The 17,454-nt window shown below is 42.4% G+C and carries 15 protein-coding genes and 3 tRNA genes; 13 read left to right on the top strand and 5 right to left on the bottom strand.

The genetic code is table 11. The annotated features are described in order from the left end of the window. Nucleotides 1–139: 139 nt before the first annotated feature. Complete coding sequence (locus K0625_RS14480) at nucleotides 140–1,786, top strand: methyl-accepting chemotaxis protein (RefSeq protein WP_220110339.1); 1,647 nt, start codon at nucleotides 140–142, stop codon at nucleotides 1,784–1,786. Nucleotides 1,787–1,831: 45 nt separating this feature from the next. Here the strand turns inward: K0625_RS14480 and K0625_RS14475 are convergent, their stop codons facing one another. After that, nucleotides 1,832–2,155: a hypothetical protein gene (locus K0625_RS14475; RefSeq protein WP_220110338.1), complete on the bottom strand. Its 324-nt coding sequence runs from the start codon at nucleotides 2,153–2,155 to the stop codon at nucleotides 1,832–1,834. A 213-nt stretch (nucleotides 2,156–2,368) separates the two neighbouring features. Here K0625_RS14475 and K0625_RS14470 point away from each other — a divergent pair, with 213 nt between their 5' ends. The 3 genes from K0625_RS14470 to K0625_RS14460 are packed head-to-tail and all read left to right on the top strand — an operon-like array spanning nucleotide 2,369 to nucleotide 5,303. Further along, the gene (locus K0625_RS14470; protein ID WP_220110337.1) at nucleotides 2,369–2,863 is read left to right on the top strand and encodes a putative 4-hydroxy-4-methyl-2-oxoglutarate aldolase; all 495 of its coding nucleotides are present in this window, start codon (nucleotides 2,369–2,371) and stop codon (nucleotides 2,861–2,863) included. Between the two features lie 29 nt (nucleotides 2,864–2,892). Further along, entirely contained in the window at nucleotides 2,893–4,713 is a 1,821-nt protein-coding gene (locus K0625_RS14465) for an AsmA family protein (protein ID WP_220110336.1), read from the top strand. Continuing rightward, nucleotides 4,713–5,303 (top strand): BsuPI-related putative proteinase inhibitor, encoded by a 591-nt coding sequence (locus tag K0625_RS14460; protein ID WP_220110335.1) that lies wholly within the window; start codon nucleotides 4,713–4,715, stop codon nucleotides 5,301–5,303. The genes K0625_RS14465 and K0625_RS14460 overlap by 1 nt, the downstream gene beginning before the upstream one ends. A gap of 68 nt (nucleotides 5,304–5,371) precedes the next feature. Here the strand turns inward: K0625_RS14460 and K0625_RS14455 are convergent, their stop codons facing one another. Together K0625_RS14455 and gloB are read right to left on the bottom strand one after the other, a co-directional pair. Then, a complete protein-coding gene (locus tag K0625_RS14455) occupies nucleotides 5,372–6,925 on the bottom strand; it encodes a LysM peptidoglycan-binding domain-containing protein (RefSeq protein WP_220110334.1) in 1,554 nt (517 codons plus the stop codon). 89 nt (nucleotides 6,926–7,014) lie between these two features. Next, nucleotides 7,015–7,806, bottom strand: coding sequence for a hydroxyacylglutathione hydrolase (gene gloB / locus K0625_RS14450; RefSeq protein ID WP_220110333.1), 792 nt, complete (start codon nucleotides 7,804–7,806; stop codon nucleotides 7,015–7,017). A gap of 495 nt (nucleotides 7,807–8,301) precedes the next feature. On the opposite strand from gloB, the gene K0625_RS14445 reads away from it, so the two are divergent. After that, the gene (locus K0625_RS14445) at nucleotides 8,302–9,048 is read left to right on the top strand and encodes a class I SAM-dependent methyltransferase (RefSeq protein WP_220110332.1); all 747 of its coding nucleotides are present in this window, start codon (nucleotides 8,302–8,304) and stop codon (nucleotides 9,046–9,048) included. 49 nt (nucleotides 9,049–9,097) lie between these two features. Then, nucleotides 9,098–9,997 (top strand): LysR substrate-binding domain-containing protein, encoded by a 900-nt coding sequence (locus K0625_RS14440; RefSeq protein WP_220110331.1) that lies wholly within the window; start codon nucleotides 9,098–9,100, stop codon nucleotides 9,995–9,997. On the opposite strand, the gene rnhA is transcribed toward K0625_RS14440, so the two are convergent. Beyond that, entirely contained in the window at nucleotides 9,994–10,479 is a 486-nt protein-coding gene (rnhA, locus tag K0625_RS14435) for a ribonuclease HI (protein WP_220110330.1), read from the bottom strand. The two genes, K0625_RS14440 and rnhA, sit on opposite strands and share 4 nt — an antisense overlap. A 67-nt stretch (nucleotides 10,480–10,546) precedes the next feature. On the opposite strand from rnhA, the gene dnaQ reads away from it, so the two are divergent. From dnaQ to K0625_RS14410, 5 genes are all read left to right on the top strand, one after another. After that, nucleotides 10,547–11,275: a DNA polymerase III subunit epsilon gene (gene dnaQ / locus K0625_RS14430; protein ID WP_220110329.1), complete on the top strand. Its 729-nt coding sequence runs from the start codon at nucleotides 10,547–10,549 to the stop codon at nucleotides 11,273–11,275. Between the two features lie 10 nt (nucleotides 11,276–11,285). Further along, nucleotides 11,286–12,602: a TIGR03503 family protein gene (locus K0625_RS14425; RefSeq protein WP_220110328.1), complete on the top strand. Its 1,317-nt coding sequence runs from the start codon at nucleotides 11,286–11,288 to the stop codon at nucleotides 12,600–12,602. A 164-nt stretch (nucleotides 12,603–12,766) separates the two neighbouring features. Beyond that, a tRNA-Asp gene (locus tag K0625_RS14420) sits at nucleotides 12,767–12,843 on the top strand. A 77-nt stretch (nucleotides 12,844–12,920) separates the two neighbouring features. Next, nucleotides 12,921–12,993 (top strand) — tRNA-Asp (locus K0625_RS14415). A 24-nt stretch (nucleotides 12,994–13,017) separates the two neighbouring features. Then, a tRNA-Asp gene (locus K0625_RS14410) sits at nucleotides 13,018–13,094 on the top strand. A 227-nt stretch (nucleotides 13,095–13,321) separates the two neighbouring features. Here K0625_RS14410 and xapA read toward each other — a convergent pair. Further along, nucleotides 13,322–14,170 (bottom strand): xanthosine phosphorylase, encoded by an 849-nt coding sequence (gene xapA, locus K0625_RS14405; protein ID WP_220110327.1) that lies wholly within the window; start codon nucleotides 14,168–14,170, stop codon nucleotides 13,322–13,324. 130 nt (nucleotides 14,171–14,300) lie between these two features. Between xapA and K0625_RS14400 the strand changes: the two genes are divergently transcribed. Both K0625_RS14400 and K0625_RS14395 read left to right on the top strand, forming a co-directional pair. After that, nucleotides 14,301–15,233 (top strand): LysR family transcriptional regulator, encoded by a 933-nt coding sequence (locus K0625_RS14400; RefSeq protein ID WP_220110326.1) that lies wholly within the window; start codon nucleotides 14,301–14,303, stop codon nucleotides 15,231–15,233. A 277-nt stretch (nucleotides 15,234–15,510) separates the two neighbouring features. After that, entirely contained in the window at nucleotides 15,511–17,430 is a 1,920-nt protein-coding gene (locus K0625_RS14395; RefSeq protein WP_220110325.1) for a cation:proton antiporter, read from the top strand. Nucleotides 17,431–17,454: the final 24 nt, after the last annotated feature.

Genomic DNA, 17,454 nt, shown 5'->3' with positions numbered 1-17,454 from the left:
TACCGGAAGTGAAGTTTATCAGTTCAGTAAAAATGGCTTTTGTAGGCTAATTTAAGCAGTAAGTTGTTTTGACAAATAGCAAATTTTGCCCATCATTAATGTAAGGTTATTAACAAGCAATAGAGCTGAAGGTTGAACTATGGACTCAATTAACCAACTGTTTAGAAAGATAAAAATATCTAAGCGTCTTTTATTGATGCTAGCCTTGTCTATCGTAGCGACCTTGCTAATGTTCCTATTTGCGTTGAATAATATCGATAACCTCCTGTTTAAAGAGAAAGAGGGTAAATTAAGCTCATTGGCTGATGTGGGCGTAAAGGTCGTTGAGAGATATTATCAAAGTGCCCAAAACGGTCTTATGACTGAAAGTGAAGCGAAGGAGGCGGCTATCGTCGCTTTAGATGCATTGCGCTATGCCGGAAAAGAGTATTACTGGACAATTGATACTCAAGGGATCATGGTTCAGCATGCATTTGCTAAAAAGCTTGTTGGAACAAATGTGCTGGGAATGAAAGATCCTAATGGAGTTCAACTCTTTCAGTTAATGGTCACGGGGACGGAACATAGCGAGTCGACTCGAGTTGAGTATATGTGGAATCGTCCCGATGCCACCGAGCCAAGCCCTAAAATGAGTGTTGTGAAAAGATTCAAACCTTGGGGTTGGATTGTAGGAACGGGAATATATGTTGATGATATAAAAGCACAGCAAGCCGTTTTTGCCTGGCAATATCTGTTAATTGGAGCCTTGGTTTGGTTACCAGTTATCTTAATTCTACTGATTATCTCCCAAAGTATCTCCAAACCTTTAAGGCAGACGATTCTAGCGCTGGAAAATATCTCCAAGGGAGAGGGCGATTTGACCTTAAGATTAGAGGAGTCTGGTAATGATGAGCTTAAAGAGGTAGCAACAAACTTCAATGTCTTCGTGATTAAGATACAAGCTGTTGTTGAGTCTGTTTTGAGCTCCGTGACTCATAGTCAGCAGTTAGCTTCTGGGCTTTCTACCATATCCAGCGAAGCCAATACTGTGACGGCAAATATGCAGACAGAAACTGAAAGTGTTGCGACAGCAATCAATGAGATGTCAATGGTTGCAACAGAGGTAGCATTGAACGCAAAAAATGCGGCTGAAAGTGCATCGGGCGCCGATGCGGAAGCAAATAAGACGACTATGGTGGTCGACAGTGCAGTAAATAAAATAAATGAGTTATCTAAAGAGTTAGAGGTAACCTCCAGTGGCGCTGAAGGGCTGAGAGTAAGCTCAGGAAAAATAGGTCAGATCCTTGATGTCATCGTTGGGATTGCGGAGCAGACTAACTTACTTGCCTTAAATGCGGCGATCGAGGCCGCAAGAGCTGGTGAGGCCGGACGTGGTTTTGCTGTTGTTGCTGATGAAGTAAGAAGCTTAGCCAGTAAGACACAGGAATCAACTCAAGAGATTAATGGCATTATCGATGCGATACGTGAGGCCATTATCTGTGTGAATGATTCTGTGGATAGGGCTAAGAACTGCTCGAGTCAAACGGTTGATGAGACGAAGCAGGTTGTAGACGCTCTGGAGATGATTAAAGCCTCTATTGGACAAATATCAGATATGAATGTGCAGATTGCTACCGCAACTGAAGAGCAAAGCTCAGTCATTGCAGAGCTCAACATGAATGTCACACGTATCAATGATATTTCATTAGACAATCAACACAAGAGTGTTCAAATAGGGCAAACTAGCGAGCAGATATTGCAAGGCTCATCCGAATTGAATGGGTTAGTTTCAAACTTTAAAGTCTAAATTGAGATTTTAAATGATGTGAACACTAAGTGAATAGTCAAAAATTTAGAGTACTTGGTTCGTTTGCTCTTGCATTATTTGTAAGACTTCATCATAAGAGATATTAAATTGTCTAGATAAGTTAATAACTTTAGTTTTGTAAGTTTGAATATTCTCTTGCTGTGCAATTAAGTGCTTCTTCTTAGCAACAAGCTCATTAACGGTTTCTTGTAATATTAATAAACGTCGAAGGTTATAATCTAGCGACTCAATATATTTACTCATCTGTTGTTTATTACGAGCTTGAGTTAGATCACTGGACTGTTTTTTGTCATATCCATACTCATCTAATGCTGCTATTGCACTTTGTAAATCAAAATTGTTATTCATTATTAATCACTTTTTAATGAGATGTTACGGTTTGTTCAAAGGTCTGAATTGACCAAGATTATGATTATAGACTTTTAAACAAGTTACTTAAAGAGGTTCATATTGTTATTAGTAAATAAATTTGTATTAAAGCATGTCAGCCAAGAAGATCTTTCTTTTTGTTGTATGATGGAGTGAAGAGTAAGCCTAGTTAAATGGATTTAGGAGATTAATATGCACGACCTTTTGCCCGATCTTTATGATAATTATCCAAATGAACTTTCATTATTATCTATTGGCTTTAAACAGTATGGGGGGAGAAAAATATTCTACGGAGAGGTTGTAACAGTCAAATGTTTTGAGGATAACTCTAAGGTAAAGCAGATCCTAACTGATGATGGTAAGGGGAAAGTGCTATTTGTTGATGGGGGAGCTTCACTAAATAGGGCTTTACTTGGTGACATGATTGCTATGAGTGCTGTTGAAAATGGCTGGGAGGGGATTATCATTAACGGGTGTGTGAGAGATGTGGGTGTTTTGAGTCAATTAGATATTGGTATCAAAGCCTTGGGGGCTAATCCTATTAAGACCGAGAAACTGGACGTCGGAGAGATAAACCCCGAACTTAATATCTCAAACATTATAATTGTGCCAGGTATGATGGTATATTCAGATGATAATGGTGTGGCTATTTCGGATAAGAAGCTCGATCTATCAGTCATACTTTAATCTAGTTATTAATTCAGACGGAACCTGTTATGAAAATTTTGAAATGGTTTTTTATCGTATTTTTGCTCCTTTTTACCTCTCTTATCGCGTATCTAACGCTTATTTTCGATCCAAACGATTTTAAACCTGAATTGGTCGACGCTGTAAAAGAGAAGACAGGGCGTGATCTCGTTATTGAAAATGATCTTAGCTGGACCTTTTTCCCCTCTATAGGGATTGAGTTATCTCAGATATCGCTTTCAAACCCAGCAGGCTTTGATGCAGCTTCGATGCTGAAAGTGAATAATGTGGTGGCTGAAGTCGCATTAATGCCACTGTTTAGCAAAGAGGTTGAGATTGCCCAACTAAATCTTGATGGCCTAACGGTCAATCTAGAGACTCGCAAAGATGGCCAAACGAGTTTTGATGGCCTAGATGGTGGTGCCACTCAAACTAAAGCGACAGAAACAGACACAAAAGCTGGTGGTGCTCAACTCGCTAGCTTAGATATTGGCGGTATCGCGATTACCAATACGACAATCACAATGACTGATGCGATTGCGGGCACTGAGCAAGTTTTCACCATGGATAAACTGACATTAGGTGAATTTAGTTTAGGTAAATTTGCGCCACTAGCCTATGAGTTAACAGCTGAACTACCTGATATGACTTTGACAAGCCAGGGGGAGGGGATGATTAAAATTGCTCCGTCGATGCAGGCTGTTGAATTAAAAGATCTCAAAATTGAGAGCTCTGTTATAGGCGAGGGGATCCCTAATCAAAAACTGGATACTCAGTTACTTGCACAGATCCAAGTACTCTTGGATAAGAAACAACTTGAAGTGACACTTGATGAACTTGCTGTGGCAGACATTAAAGGTTCTGGCGAAGTGAAAGTTGCTTATGGCAGTAAGGTGCCTAATATTCATGGTAAATTGGATCTTGGTGATATCAATTTAGACACTTTTATGCCGGCTGAAAAAGCGACCGAGGAGAAATCGAGCTCACCGCAAGTGAGCTCAAATAAAGAGCCTGATCTATCCGCGCTTAAGTTAGTTAACTTTGATCTCGCTATGACGGTAAAGTCGATAAAAGCGGCCAATATGTTGACTAGTAACTGGGTGATGAAGACTAAGTTAAATAATGGCGTTTTGAACATGAGCCAGTTAACTGCCGACCTTTATCAAGGTAAGTTATCAGCAAATGCACAGCTCGATGGACGTCAAAAGATCGCAAGCTATAGCTTCGATAAATCTGTAAAGGGTGTACAAATTCTTGATTTAATGAAAGATGCTGCTGAAATTGATCTTATTGCTGGTACCGCTAACTTTAATGTTAAAGGTAAAGGGAGAAGTTTAATTGTTGATAATATAAAGAAAAACTTAGCTGCAAACGGTAAATTTGAGGTTGCTGATGGTGCACTTTATGGGGTAAATATTCCTCAGATGATCCGCGATGCCAAGGCGAAACTCAGTGGCGATCTTTCCAGTTCAGGGACTGCCGAGCAAAAAACCGATTTTACTAGCTTAACTGGCTCATTCACTGTAGTTAAGGGAGTTGTCTCTAATCCTGATCTATTAATGGCTTCTCCCTTAATACGACTTGCTGGCGCTGGAACTGCGAATATTGTTAGTGAGGCATTAGATTACTCGCTAACCACCTCTGTTGTTGGCTCGCTTGAAGGGCAAGGAGGAGGTGATCGCGATGCACTTCATGGTATAGAGATCCCATTTGCTATCACTGGTACATTCTCTGAGCCTAAATTTGCGTTAGACACTGAAGCTTTATTTGATGCTAAGTTGAAGCAGGAGACCGACAAGGTCAAAGATAAAGTGAAAGACAGTATCCTGAAGAAGCTAGGGGGCTTTTAATGAATAATCCTATGTTGTTAGTAACCCTTGCTATTGCCAGCTTGACCGCTTGTTCTCAAAGTAATCTTGAGAATAAGCTGGCTTCGGTAGCTGAAACTCAGCCTGTGGAGGCCGATATGCCTAAAGAGCAAAAGGTGAAGGTTGTTGTTTTAGCAAAAGATGACGTGGACATTACAAAGCTACAAAAACAACACTCGGAGGGGAAGATGAGTAAAGGCCTCTTAACTGGTGAGCTTAACGCTACTCTCGATAATGGCTTATTGGTTTCGCTTAAGATATTTAATAATCAATCTTATAGCGTACCAATTCAATATCGCTCAGGCATGACAGCCGATCTCCACCTTCTTGATCCTATGGGAGATAAAGTTTGGGCATGGTCCAATGAGATGATGTTTACTCAAGCCATTAGAGATACCGTTATCCCATCTGGCAAAGAGGTGACGGTTAAATTTAAGATCCCCCAAACCGTGATGAGTCAGCTAAAGGGGAAAGGCTATAGCATTAAGGCCATCTATGCGGGTCAGGCGATGGAGTCAAAAGAGTTGGCGATGGGCGATATTAGCTTATCACTTAACGAAATTTTGAATTAAGTTCTCGGCATAAAAAAGCCAGTGTTTGTCATTGACATCCACTGGCTTTTTTCGTTCTAAAATAGGTATTAGGCGCGAACTTTACTCATATCGACAAAGAGCTTAAGTTTTTGACCTGGCTGGATATATTTGCTTTTTTCTAGTGCATTCCAACGAACAAGATCATTCACACTAACCTTAAACTTAGTCGCAATACGAGCTAAGGAGTCACCGTTTCTTACTGTGTAGTTAACAGTGCGGGTGATTGAGGAGGTTTTCTGTTTTCCACCTGTCCAGATAGTCAGCTTTTTACCAATTCGTAACCCATCTTTTGGAGCCATATTGTTCCAGCTTGTCAGCTGAGAGACTGACACTTTATGTGCCTTGGCAATTTTCCAAAAGGAATCACCTGCTTGAACGGTATAGCTAACTTTATTTCCAGATTTTCCTTTTTGCTTAGCCAGTAACCTTTGGTTTGCCGAATAAGCGTACTGTTCAGGCGATTTAGCAGCGACAGGGATCAACAGATGCTTACCTATAACAATCGTATTGCCCTTTATATCATTAACGGCCCGTAGTGCTGGGACTGTGGTGTGATATCTTTTCGCTATCACTCCTAAACTGTCACCGGATTTTATCTTATATCTCTCCCAGTTTAATCGCTCATCTGGATTTGTTTCAGCCAGCGCAAGGTTAAATACATTTGCTTTATCGACTGGAAGCACAAGTTTATGTGGTCCATCAGGGGCTGTTGCCCATTGATTATAGCCAGGGTTAAGCTTATGCAGCTCAGAGGTGGTCATATTTGCCATCCCTGCGGCTAATGCGAGATCTATCTGACCACCAATATCCACAACTTGGATCTGAGGTTGGTTTTTAATTGGCATAAGCTTAATGCCATATTTATCTGCATTTTTTATGACTTCCGCCAAAGCGAGCATTTGAGGAACATAACGCTCCGTCTCTCTTGGCAGGTCCAAAGACCAGAAGTCAGTGGCTTTACCCTGTCTCTTATTGCGCTTGACGGCATTGAGAACGCGGCCCTCTCCTGTGTTATAGGCAGCGGTTGCGTAGAGCCAATTACCGTGTGTTTTTATATAGAGGTATTCGAGCATATCCAAAGCTGCAACCGTGGCTGCGGGCACATCACGGCGTCCGTCATACCACCAGTTCATCTCTAGCCCGAAATGTTTGGCCATAGGGGCGGTAAATTGCCATAAACCTGAGGCTGCCCCATGGGAGTATGCAAAGGGGTCAAAGGCACTCTCGACAATCGGAAGTAAGGCTAACTCAATGGGAAGGTTTCGTTTTTCTATCTCTTCAACAATAAGATAAAGAAAAGGCTCGGCTCTTTGTGATACCCGCTCTAGGTGCTGTGGGTGTTTGATGTACCAATCGCGATATTGATTTACCAGCTTTTGATCGGGAACAGGAAGGCTTAGTCCTAAACGTATCCGTTGCCAAACATCGGTGATCTCGATGGCCTCCTCAATTGGCGATTTTTCGATAGCTGGGGGTAATAATGCAGCTTGTTGAACCAGTGGCTGAGCTTGTTCTGTGGTGTCTTTTGTCGTTTGATTGAAAGACTGACAACCAGATAGCAGGGCAATTCCCCCTGCTATTACAAATACTTGTATGCGCATTTAACAATAAATTCCTCAATGTAGTCCCTCTACTTTTTGATGTATAGCTGAGAAAGGGGACTTATTAGCGCATTATTGTAATTTATTTCTTAAGCCTTGTCTTTCCATTGCCTAAGAAGTCCAAAAGTTGTAACAGTATCAACAGTTTTTTGATTGAAGTGTTGATTAACTGCAGTAACAACTTCGCAGATGTGACAACGTAAAAAAGGGTTTATCTCTTTTTCGGTTTTAATCGTGGAGGGTAAGGTTATCTTTTTGTTAGCTCGTAAAGTTTGGCAATCTTGATAGTAGTGCGCTAATTGGCTGTTATTGGGCTCGACCTGAATGGCAAACTTAAGGTTTGATAAGGTGTACTCATGGGCACAATACACGCGAGTGTGTTGAGCTAACGATGCAAGCAACTCTAGGGAGTGGTGTAGCTGACTTGCCGTTCCCTCAAATAAACGACCACATCCTCCACTAAATAGCGTATCACCACAAAACAGCTCATCTTGAATGTGGTAGGCGATATGCCCAAGGGTGTGACCAGGCAATTGATAAACCCTTGCCGTTAACTCTAATGCCTGCAGCTTGATATGAGTTTGAGCCGAAATGGGGTAATTAATATCTGCAATGTTCTCACTCGATGGGCCGTATATCTCAAGGTCAGTTGCACTGTACTCAATCAGTGCCTTAATGCCGCCAGTATGATCTCTATGGTGATGTGTTATCAATATTCCTGCTAATGTAAGTTGATTCGTTTCAAGGTAATGTATAACAACATTAGCATCGCCAGGATCGACCACATAAACCAAAGGTGAGCTAGATTTAGAGATAACCCATATGTAGTTATCATCAAATGCTTGAATGGGGGTGATGGTTAAATCTGTTTCACTGGGCATATCTATTTCCAATTAAATTTCCATCCGAAGAGGAGAGTGTTGTGATAACGTACCTATACCCAAACAACTTCAAGATGCAGGATTCAGCATGTCGAGAAGTGACAGAGTTCAAGGCATGAAATAGTAGGACTAGTTATTCTAATTCAATATTTCATAACACAGAAACATGTTGCTTCTCGCCATGCCCTTCGGGAGTTCCCGTAGAATCGCTGCACTGCGTTAGTGATATCAACAAGGGAATAACCATTATCCTCAATCACTGCCTTGTTCAGCTATCCTACGGGGACTCTGAAACGAGCATCTTGAAGTGGCTTGGGTATATTATTAGGTGATAGATTATCATATTACTTTTTAACGTTATGACTTGTTTAGTGCTGCTTCAAATTAATGTCTCCAAATGGCTGTTAAAATACAGTGCAAGTAAGGTGTGAGACACAGCAAGCTAGAGTGATATGAATCTTGTTATCGTATATAAATTAACGTAGGGAGTAAGCTGTGCCGGACAATGCTCAACCTTTATCGCCGCAACTTTGGTCACAACTTCCCTGTGGTGATCAGATTAAAAGCCTAATAGAGCACACATTGACGCCTTGGTGGCCTAAGGTGTTTGGTTATCATATGCTCAATCTTGGGGCTCTGAGTGCTGAACTTGAGATGCCTGACCTGCCCATTGGCCGCCGCTTTTCGCTGTTCGATGGTAAGGGAGCCGCGATTCGTGCAGAGTTTACAGCGTTACCGATCCAAAATAGTGTGATCGATGCGGTCGTTATGAATATGCTTTTGGAGTTTGAACCCGATCCCTATAAGCTACTTCGTGAGACTGACAGGGTCCTGATATCTGGTGGCTATCTTTTTATCATAGGTTTTAACCCTTTAAGTCCTGCATTTATTGGTAAACTATTGCCTAAATACCAGCAACAGCAACCTTGGAGTGGCCGTTTTTTTATGCCTTCTAGGGTAAAGGATTGGTTGGGTTTATTAGGCTATCAGGTGATATCTGATGAACGTTTTCTCTATCATCATCTGCTTAGTGATATAAAGAGCGAGAGTATATGGCAAGATGCACTGCAAGCTTGGCTTCCCAGTAGTGGTAGCTTGTATTTGATTGTGGCAAGAAAACTTGAGTCGCCCTTGACCCCCATTCATGAAAAAAGAAAAGTGAGACAGACTCAATGGACGACAGCGCCCACAGCGGGTCGAAGTGAGCACTTTAATCAAAAATATAAAACTGATAACTCCTAACTCAAGTGTTTGGAGTTTCGATTAATTTTCACATCATAGATCTAACATCATGCGAATTACATTGAAACAGCTGACTATTTTCGAGGCAGTAGCCCGAAGTGGTCAGGTAGCTAGAGCGGCTGAAATGGTTAATCTATCGGCACCTGCAACCTCCATGGCACTGGCTGAATTGGAAAAACAGCTTGATGCCCGTTTATTTGAAAGAGTGGGTAATCGATTAAGCTTAAACTCCCAGGGGAGTTTGCTGCTGCCTTTAGCAACGGAAGCTTTGCAGAAATTCGATCAGATAGAACACCTTTTTTCCTCCCCTGAAGCGGAGTACAGCGGCACGCTCAATGTCAGCGCAAGTTCGACCATTGGTAACTTTATGTTAGCGAAAAGTGCCGTGGCCTTTTGCCAGCAATATACTCAGGCGCAAGTGGACCTTGATATCGATAATACTCAAGCTGTGATTAAATCTGTCTTAGAGTTCAGAAGTGAAATAGGTTTTATTGAGGGTCAATGTTTAGATAGTCGTATTAAAGTTGAGGCTTGGCATAAAGACCGTTTACTCATTTTTTGCCACCCAGCCCATCCTTTAGCTGGTCAACATGTCACCCCGCAGGCACTAAGAGGACAACCATGGGTGATGCGAGAAGAGGGCTCTGGTACCCGTGATTACTTTATTAATGCTGCCAATGCATTAGACATGCAACCGGTAGAGAAGTTTGTTTTTAGAACGCCAGATGCAATCAAGCAAGCGGTAAAGCAAGGAGCTGGCTTAGCGGTATTATCTGAGCTGACCTTAGAGAAGGAGGTCAGCCGTAAAGAGTTAGCGATAATAGAGGTTGAGGGACTCTTTCTGGAGCGGCAGTTTTATCGTATTCACCATAAAAGCCGTAAGTCGACACCACTTTGTGATCGATTTGTCGGCTTCTGCACAACGCTGTTTAGTGTGGAAACTGCTTAGTTATTGGGAGTGGTGGGTTGGTAGCCCAGATCTTCCTGTGTCGGCTTAGCTTCTGCGGCAACTCTAGCTAAGGTATCGCAGCGCTCATTTTCAACATGACCTGCGTGACCTTTAACCCAGCGCCAGTCAATCTCATGGGATTGGGTTGCTGCATCTAAGCGTTTCCATAGGTCGACATTTTTTACTGGCTGTTTGGTAGAGGTTACCCAGTTCTTCTTTTTCCAACCGTGGATCCATTGAGTGATCCCTTGGCGCATATACTGGCTATCGCTGGTGAGTATAATTTTACAGGGTACTTTTAGGGCTTCTAATGCAATAATAGGGGCGAGTAGCTCCATACGATTGTTGGTCGTTAATGCAAAACCATCGGAAAGCTCTTTGGTGTGTGCCTTGTATTTCATTACGACGCCATAACCGCCAGGTCCTGGGTTTCCTAAACAGGAACCATCGGTAAAGATAGAGAGTTGTTTCAGTACAGACATCAAGTTGTTACCATAGTCAAATCATTGGGCGAGTATACCCAAAAACATATGAAGTGCTATTAATCTTATGAATATCGTATCAAGTTCAAAACGCCAGATCATTCTCGATACCGAAACCACAGGTATGAACCAAGGAGCCGGTGCCATCTTTTTGGGACACCGCATCATTGAGATTGGTTGTGTCGAGGTGATTAATAGACGTCTTACGGGGCGTCATTATCATGAATATATTAATCCTCAGCAGATCATTGATGAAGAAGCGATAGAGGTCCATGGTATTACCAACGAATTTGTCGCCCATAAGCCAAAGTTCGCCGAGGTAGCCCAAAGTTTTATCGAATTTATTGATGGTGCAGAGATTGTGGCTCACAACGCTAACTTCGATGTTAGCTTTATGGATCATGAGTTTTCTCTACTTCAACCCGTAGGGCCTAAGACTGCCGACATCTGTCCCATTCTCGATACCCTAGAGATAGCGAAGTTTCTGCATCCGGGTCAGAAAAACAACCTAGATGCCCTGTGTAAGCGTTACGGCATTGATAATTCACGTCGTGATCTCCACGGCGCTTTACTCGATGCAGAGATATTAGCCGACGTTTACCTGATGATGACAGGTGGGCAAACTAAGTTTAATCTTTCAAGTGAGAAAGAGGGGAGTGAAGATGGTGGGATCAGGCGTTTAAGCCAAAGTCGTAATAAACTTAAAGTGATCACGGCTACGGCCGATGAACTAGCTATGCATGAAGAAAGATTAAATTTGGTTGCAAAATCAGGGCAATGTATTTGGCGAGGATAGACGTCACTTTATGACATTTCTAAGATTCCGGGAGTTTATACTCGGGTTAATTGCTGTCGTTTGCTTACAATCTAGCGCTATTGTATCGGCTGATATAGTGCCTTCTGAGCGCGCGAGTGAATTAAAAAATCGTTTTCGTATCGATCATATGGTCGATAGCATGACACTAATTGTACAGCGGCAGTTTGGTAGCGGCCCTGTGGTCATCGTTTTACCCGATGGCAGCAAGTGGTATGCCGAACGTCACCCTGAAAATGTGCAGTGGGCAGAGGGGCTAAGTGGTGACATTATCACCATTAAAGATCCTCTTCCAGGCCCTTGGCAGTTGATTGGACGTGTGGTCAAAGGCTCAAGCATTAAGAAAGTCTCCGAGTTAAATATCTGGGTAGAGGAGTTTCCACAACCTCTTTTTCAAGGAGAGCGTCTAAAGGTGACTTCACACCTTCTTGCTGACAGCAAAATGCTTAGGATGCCTGGTTTAGACTATTTGGTTAACTGGACTGTTAGATTTAGCAGTGCTCAACAGGCTGGCGAAGAGAATTTTGCTGCGGGTACCCGAGTTGTTGGCTCATATAAAGATAACGGTGAAGATCTGGATGAACGCCCAGATGATGGTATTTTTACTGGGGACATCACCCTTAACCAACCTTGGGGAAGTTACTATCTAGAGGTGATAGCCAAAAATAATGTGTTTAGCCGAGAGGCGACCTATGAGTTTGAGCTATCTCCATCTCCTGTCGATATTGCAGTTATTGAGCCTGCTGAGCCCTTAAAAGAGCGCTGGAAGTTGTTAATCGAAGCAGATTCAGAGCAACTTCGACTCAGTGAAACTCATCTCGATCTTGAATTAGTTGGGCCAGCAGGCTTGCAGTTACCACTTATCATAAATGGCCTTACAGAAAGTGAAACAGAGCTTACCCTACCGGAAGTGACAGATTATGGTAGTTACCGAGTTAAAGGCAGCGCTGCGAGTACCACGGTATCTGGTAGGGAGGTCGTACTTGCTTTACCAGAACGTTTTTTTAATCTGATTGAGCCGCCTAAGCCGCCTCCTACAGCTGAAGAGTTGGCTGCAGTGGCTGCGAAAAAAGCAGCTATTGAGGAGGAGAAGGCGAAAGATCAAGCGATATTCTGGATTATTACCGTCAATGTCTGTTTGTTAATCTTTGGCAGTTTGGCCCTGTTAATCTGGCGCAAACGTAGAAATTTAAAAGAGGCACTTGCTGCGACTCAACTTCGTTTAGATCAAGAGAAAGAGAAGGAGCAAGATGTCAGTACGGCGTTAGATGAGATAGATCTGACAATGCCGGAAGATCCGCCTAATTAACTGAGTATTAATCTCTAATGGCTTAGTCGGTACAGGTCGATTTTTCATGAATAAAAGCAGTAATTTCGTTCCAGTTGCTGCTTTTTTAACTGAACAGTAATAAGGCGATAAATTTCTGTTGACGGGAGCTGTTCTCATCCGTATGATTCTTCGCAACTTGATGTGGAGCGGTAGTTCAGTTGGTTAGAATACCGGCCTGTCACGCCGGGGGTCGCGGGTTCGAGTCCCGTCCGCTCCGCCAATCAAGTTACTAAATTTAGTTTAATTGTTAGTGACATAACCATTAAACAGCTGTAAAGCGATAAGTTTAGGAGCGGTAGTTCAGTTGGTTAGGGCTATTTGCAAAGATGGGCGGCCTGTCACGCCCTTGGTCGCGGGTTCGAGTCCCGTATCAGATATAAAGACAGAAGATTTTGGAGCGGTAGTTCAGTTGGTTAGAATACCGGCCTGTCACGCCGGGGGTCGCGGGTTCGAGTCCCGTCCGCTCCGCCAAACAATGAAGCCCTTGTCGAAAGATGAGGGCTTTTTTGTATGTAAAAATATTGAGTATTATGTTTAGCGATAAGAGCGGTAGTTCAGTTGGACTCACAATGTTCCAGACAATGTTGAGCATACACTCCATCCATGGAGATATTAGACTCTTTTGAATAGAAAGCGGCCTGTCATATCGCAGGTTAGGCTTTTGATAAGAGTTAGTCCGCTCCGCCAACCAATATCTATTATGCTTTTGCCTCTATAGGTAGACTGAAATGACTCTCTACGAAGGCTGTGAGTAATCTAATAAAGTCATTTTGTGCCAGTTTTGCAGATTCTAGTGTGTGAGCATGGGACAGTGCCTCATCACCTAATCCCTCAGCCATATTTGTAATGGCGCAGATGGCCAATACCGGGAGACCACAGTGTGCTGCAGAGATAACCTCAGGTACGACTGACATTCCCACCACGTCTCCGCCTATTAGCTGCATCATACGGATCTCGGCAGCAGTTTCAAAATTAGGCCCGCTGTATGAGACAAACACCCCTTCATTGAGATGAATATTCTCTCTCTTTGCGACCTCTAAGGTTTCCATTCGCAATGAACTATCGTATGCATTGGCCAAGCTAAAAAATCGTGGGCCATAGTTTTCATCATTTTGGCCAGTCATAGGAGTGCCTGGCATAGTATTGATGTGGTCATTGAAAATGACAAGAGAGCCAACATCTATGCTATTGGGGCGTAAAGAGCCAGCTGCATTAGTAATGACAACAAATTCACACCCTAGCCGTTTACATGTACGTATAGGGTTAGTCATGACCTTCATGCTTTGGTGTTCATAATAGTGTCCGCGGCCTTTCATACAAACGACTTCGATGCCATTCATCAGTCCTAAAACTAGCTCTCCACAGTGACCTTCGACTGTGCTGACAGGGAAACCATCAAGCTTGTCATAGGCAATGGAAACTTTTTCTTTGAGGTTGTCGGCAAGACTCCCTAGACCAGATCCTAAGATGAATGCTGCTTTAGGGCTGAAGTTTGGTTTATAGGTTGAAATAGTGGTTAGTGCATTGTCTACAGGGTCAAAGATCATGGGCTTTCCTCATCATTTATTGTCTTTAACTTTAATTTACTTCATCCTTTGTTCTAAATTAATCATTAAATTTGGCACTATTATTCTGATTATCGGCACAATAATCGAGGTGAAAAGTTAGGAGAAAATCATGGATATTAATGAAAACGTGTTGAGTGGGCGAATCACCTTAAAGATGCTTCGTTATTTTTATGCCGTGTCTCAATGCATGCACTTCGGACAGGCTGCAGAGCAGCTTAATGTTTCAAAATCCCCTCTCAGTGCCCAAATAAAAGAGTTAGAATCTGTGCTAGATGTGACTCTATTTGAGCGAACCACTCGCTATGTTCAACTTACTGAAGTGGGTCAGTTATTGAAGCAAGAGTGTGCACTATTATTTGATATGTTTCGTGATTCGATAAATAAGGTGTCTCAAGCGGGTAGGGAGTTAGATAGTACTATCAACATAGGTTTAATGAGCTCGATGTTTTGGGTAGGTTTTGGTTCAGCCCTAAAAGAGTTTAAAAGACGTTATCCAGAATATTCTTTTAACTTTATAGAGTTATCACCGGAGAAACAGAAGAAAGCATTAAGCGAGCATAGTATTGATATAGGCTTGGTTCGATCAGCCGATACCCGAAATAATCATCCATTTACTGATAAGGTTTTGTATGCAGAACCTATGTGCGTATTAGTGTCTGATGAGCATCCGTTAAAGAGTAATAAAAAACTCAGTTTAGATAAACTTATCGATGAAGAGTTTGTGTTTATGAACCGTGCTAATTCCGCCTCTACAGATATGATTATTGAGGCACTTTTAAATAGAGGCTTTTACCCTAATCTAGCCCAAGAGGTGATAGAGCCAGCAACCTTAATGGCGGTTGTGGCGACCAGTAACCTAGTATCGATAGTTCCTCAGAGTTACCGTCAACATCAATGGAAAAGTGTGATTTTTATTCCATTAACACAGAGTATTCCTGCTGATATCTGTGCGATTTTTGATAGTCGGCTTCAAAGAGCGTCTATAAGCCGATTTTTAGCAGAGTTTCCCGCTTTATTGAGTCAGCAAAATGTCGGCGAATAGTGGCCAGGCTCTTTATATATTTCTGGCTGATATGGTCGATACCATTGAGCGAATGTTTGTCATATAGGTCAAATGAGTACAGGTCTGAGTGACTAATCGGTGTAAATTGGCAATTCAGTAGTGAATGTTGTGTTAATTGCTCTTTTTGTTAGATTAATATGCTGAATATGTCATTATTTGTCACTAAATACTTGAGGTGATGTGAGCTACGGAATACTTCATAGTGACATATACTCAAAACTGCAGTTAGAAATTGAGAAATATTAAGGACAATTTTATGGTTGAGCAGATCACTGCGATGCTGGGTTTATTGGGCGTTTTATCTTTGTTGTGTCAATGGATAGGTTGGAAATTAAGACTCCCTGCAATTCTTCCTCTACTGCTATGTGGTCTTATTATTGGACCCGGTTTGGGCTTTCTTAAACCCGATGAGATATTCGGGGATCTTCTGTTTCCTATTATCTCATTAGGTGTGGCGGTGATTCTATTTGAGGGAGCATTAACGCTTAATTTTAAAGAGATAAAAGATCATGGCCGTATGGTGACTAATCTAGTCTCCATCGGAACCTTGATCACCTGGGCATGTATTGGTGTCGCCACCCATCTTCTGCTTGGATTTAGCTGGGAGATGGCGATGCTGTTCGGTGCTTTGGTGGTGGTGACAGGCCCAACTGTTATCGTTCCTATGTTGCGTAGTATTAAGCCAAAATCTGAGTTGGCAAGCATTCTTAGGTGGGAGGGGATCGTTATCGATCCTATTGGTGCGCTGTTAGCCGTTCTTGTGTTTGAATATATCGCAGTGGTAGCCGATCCTACGACACATGTACTGCACGCGCTTGGTTATATGTTGGGTGTTGGATTGGGTGTCGGCGCCGTGAGTGGCTTTTTTGTAGGTTATATTCTCAGAAATAACCTACTGCCTCATTATCTTAAAAATACCGCTGTGCTAACCATTATGTTAGGGGTTTTTGTTGCCTCAAATTTAGCGCAGGAGGAATCAGGTCTGCTTACAGTGACTGTGATGGGGATATTTTTGGCTAATATGCGAGGTGTGGATATCTCGGACATCATCGAGTTTAAGGAAACTCTCACGGTGTTGCTGATCTCAGCCCTTTTTATCCTGTTAGCGGCACGACTAGACTCAGATGCATTGTTGAGTCTTGGCTGGGAAGGTGTTGCAGTGTTAGGGGTTGTGATGTTTATCGCTCGGCCACTGAGTGTCTGGTGTTGCGGAATGAGAACCTCACTAAGTCGTGCTGATAAATGGTTTTTAAGTTGGATGGCACCACGAGGAATTGTGGCGGCAGCCGTTTCATCTCTATTTGCTATTAAGCTTGAAAGTTTAGGTGTTGAGGGCGCTGGATTAATTGTCCCTTTAGTCTTCCTGATAATTATAGGCACTGTGGTAATTCAGAGCTTAACCGCTGGTCCTTGGGCGCGTTTTCTAGAGGTTAATGCTGGTAAGGCTCAAGGTTTATTGATCTTTGGCGCAGCGAGCTTTTCACGTGAGCTGGCGAAAGTGCTTAAGTCGAAAAATGTCACTGTGACCTTAGCGGATAACAACTGGGATAATATTCGATTGGCAAGAATGGATAATTTGCCAGTCTATTTCGGTAATCCAACCTCAGAACATGCGGCTAACTTTCTCGATATGAAGGGAATAGGGCGATTACTGGTGATCTCCCCCTATCGTCAGCTTAACCCATTGGTGAGTTTTCATTATCAAGATCTTTTTGGTAGTAATAAGGTCTATGGTTTGACACACAATGAAGAGGCCAGTGCTCGCCATCAGCTATCGGAGTCTTATCAGAAGAGTCTTTGCTTGTTTGGTGAGTCGGTTACTTACGCAAAACTTGCAAGTTTAATGGCGAAGGGGGCTTTGATAAAGAGCACTAATATCACTGAGAACTTTAGCTTTAAAGATTTTAGAGAGAGGTATGGTGAGTGCGCGATGCCTTTGATCTATCTTGAAGAGGGCAAGGTTAAGATATTTACTGCCTCTGATACTGAGCTAAGTAGTGGGATAGAGCTGATAAGTTTACTTCCTATAGAGTCCCAAGCATTGGCGAAGGGGCAAGATGAGAAGATAGAGAAAGAGCGAGAACTTGTCGCTGAGCAGGAGGCTTTAGTCAATGAAGATTCAGAGCAGAGTGATCCTGAAAATAAGAGGGTAATAAGTAAAGAGACATTGGAGTAACAAGTATAAAAAAGGAGGCTAACG

This window comes from Shewanella nanhaiensis (genome assembly GCF_019457885.1).
GTDB lineage: Bacteria > Pseudomonadota > Gammaproteobacteria > Enterobacterales > Shewanellaceae > Shewanella > Shewanella nanhaiensis.
This window is presented reverse-complemented; position numbering and strand designations above follow the sequence as displayed.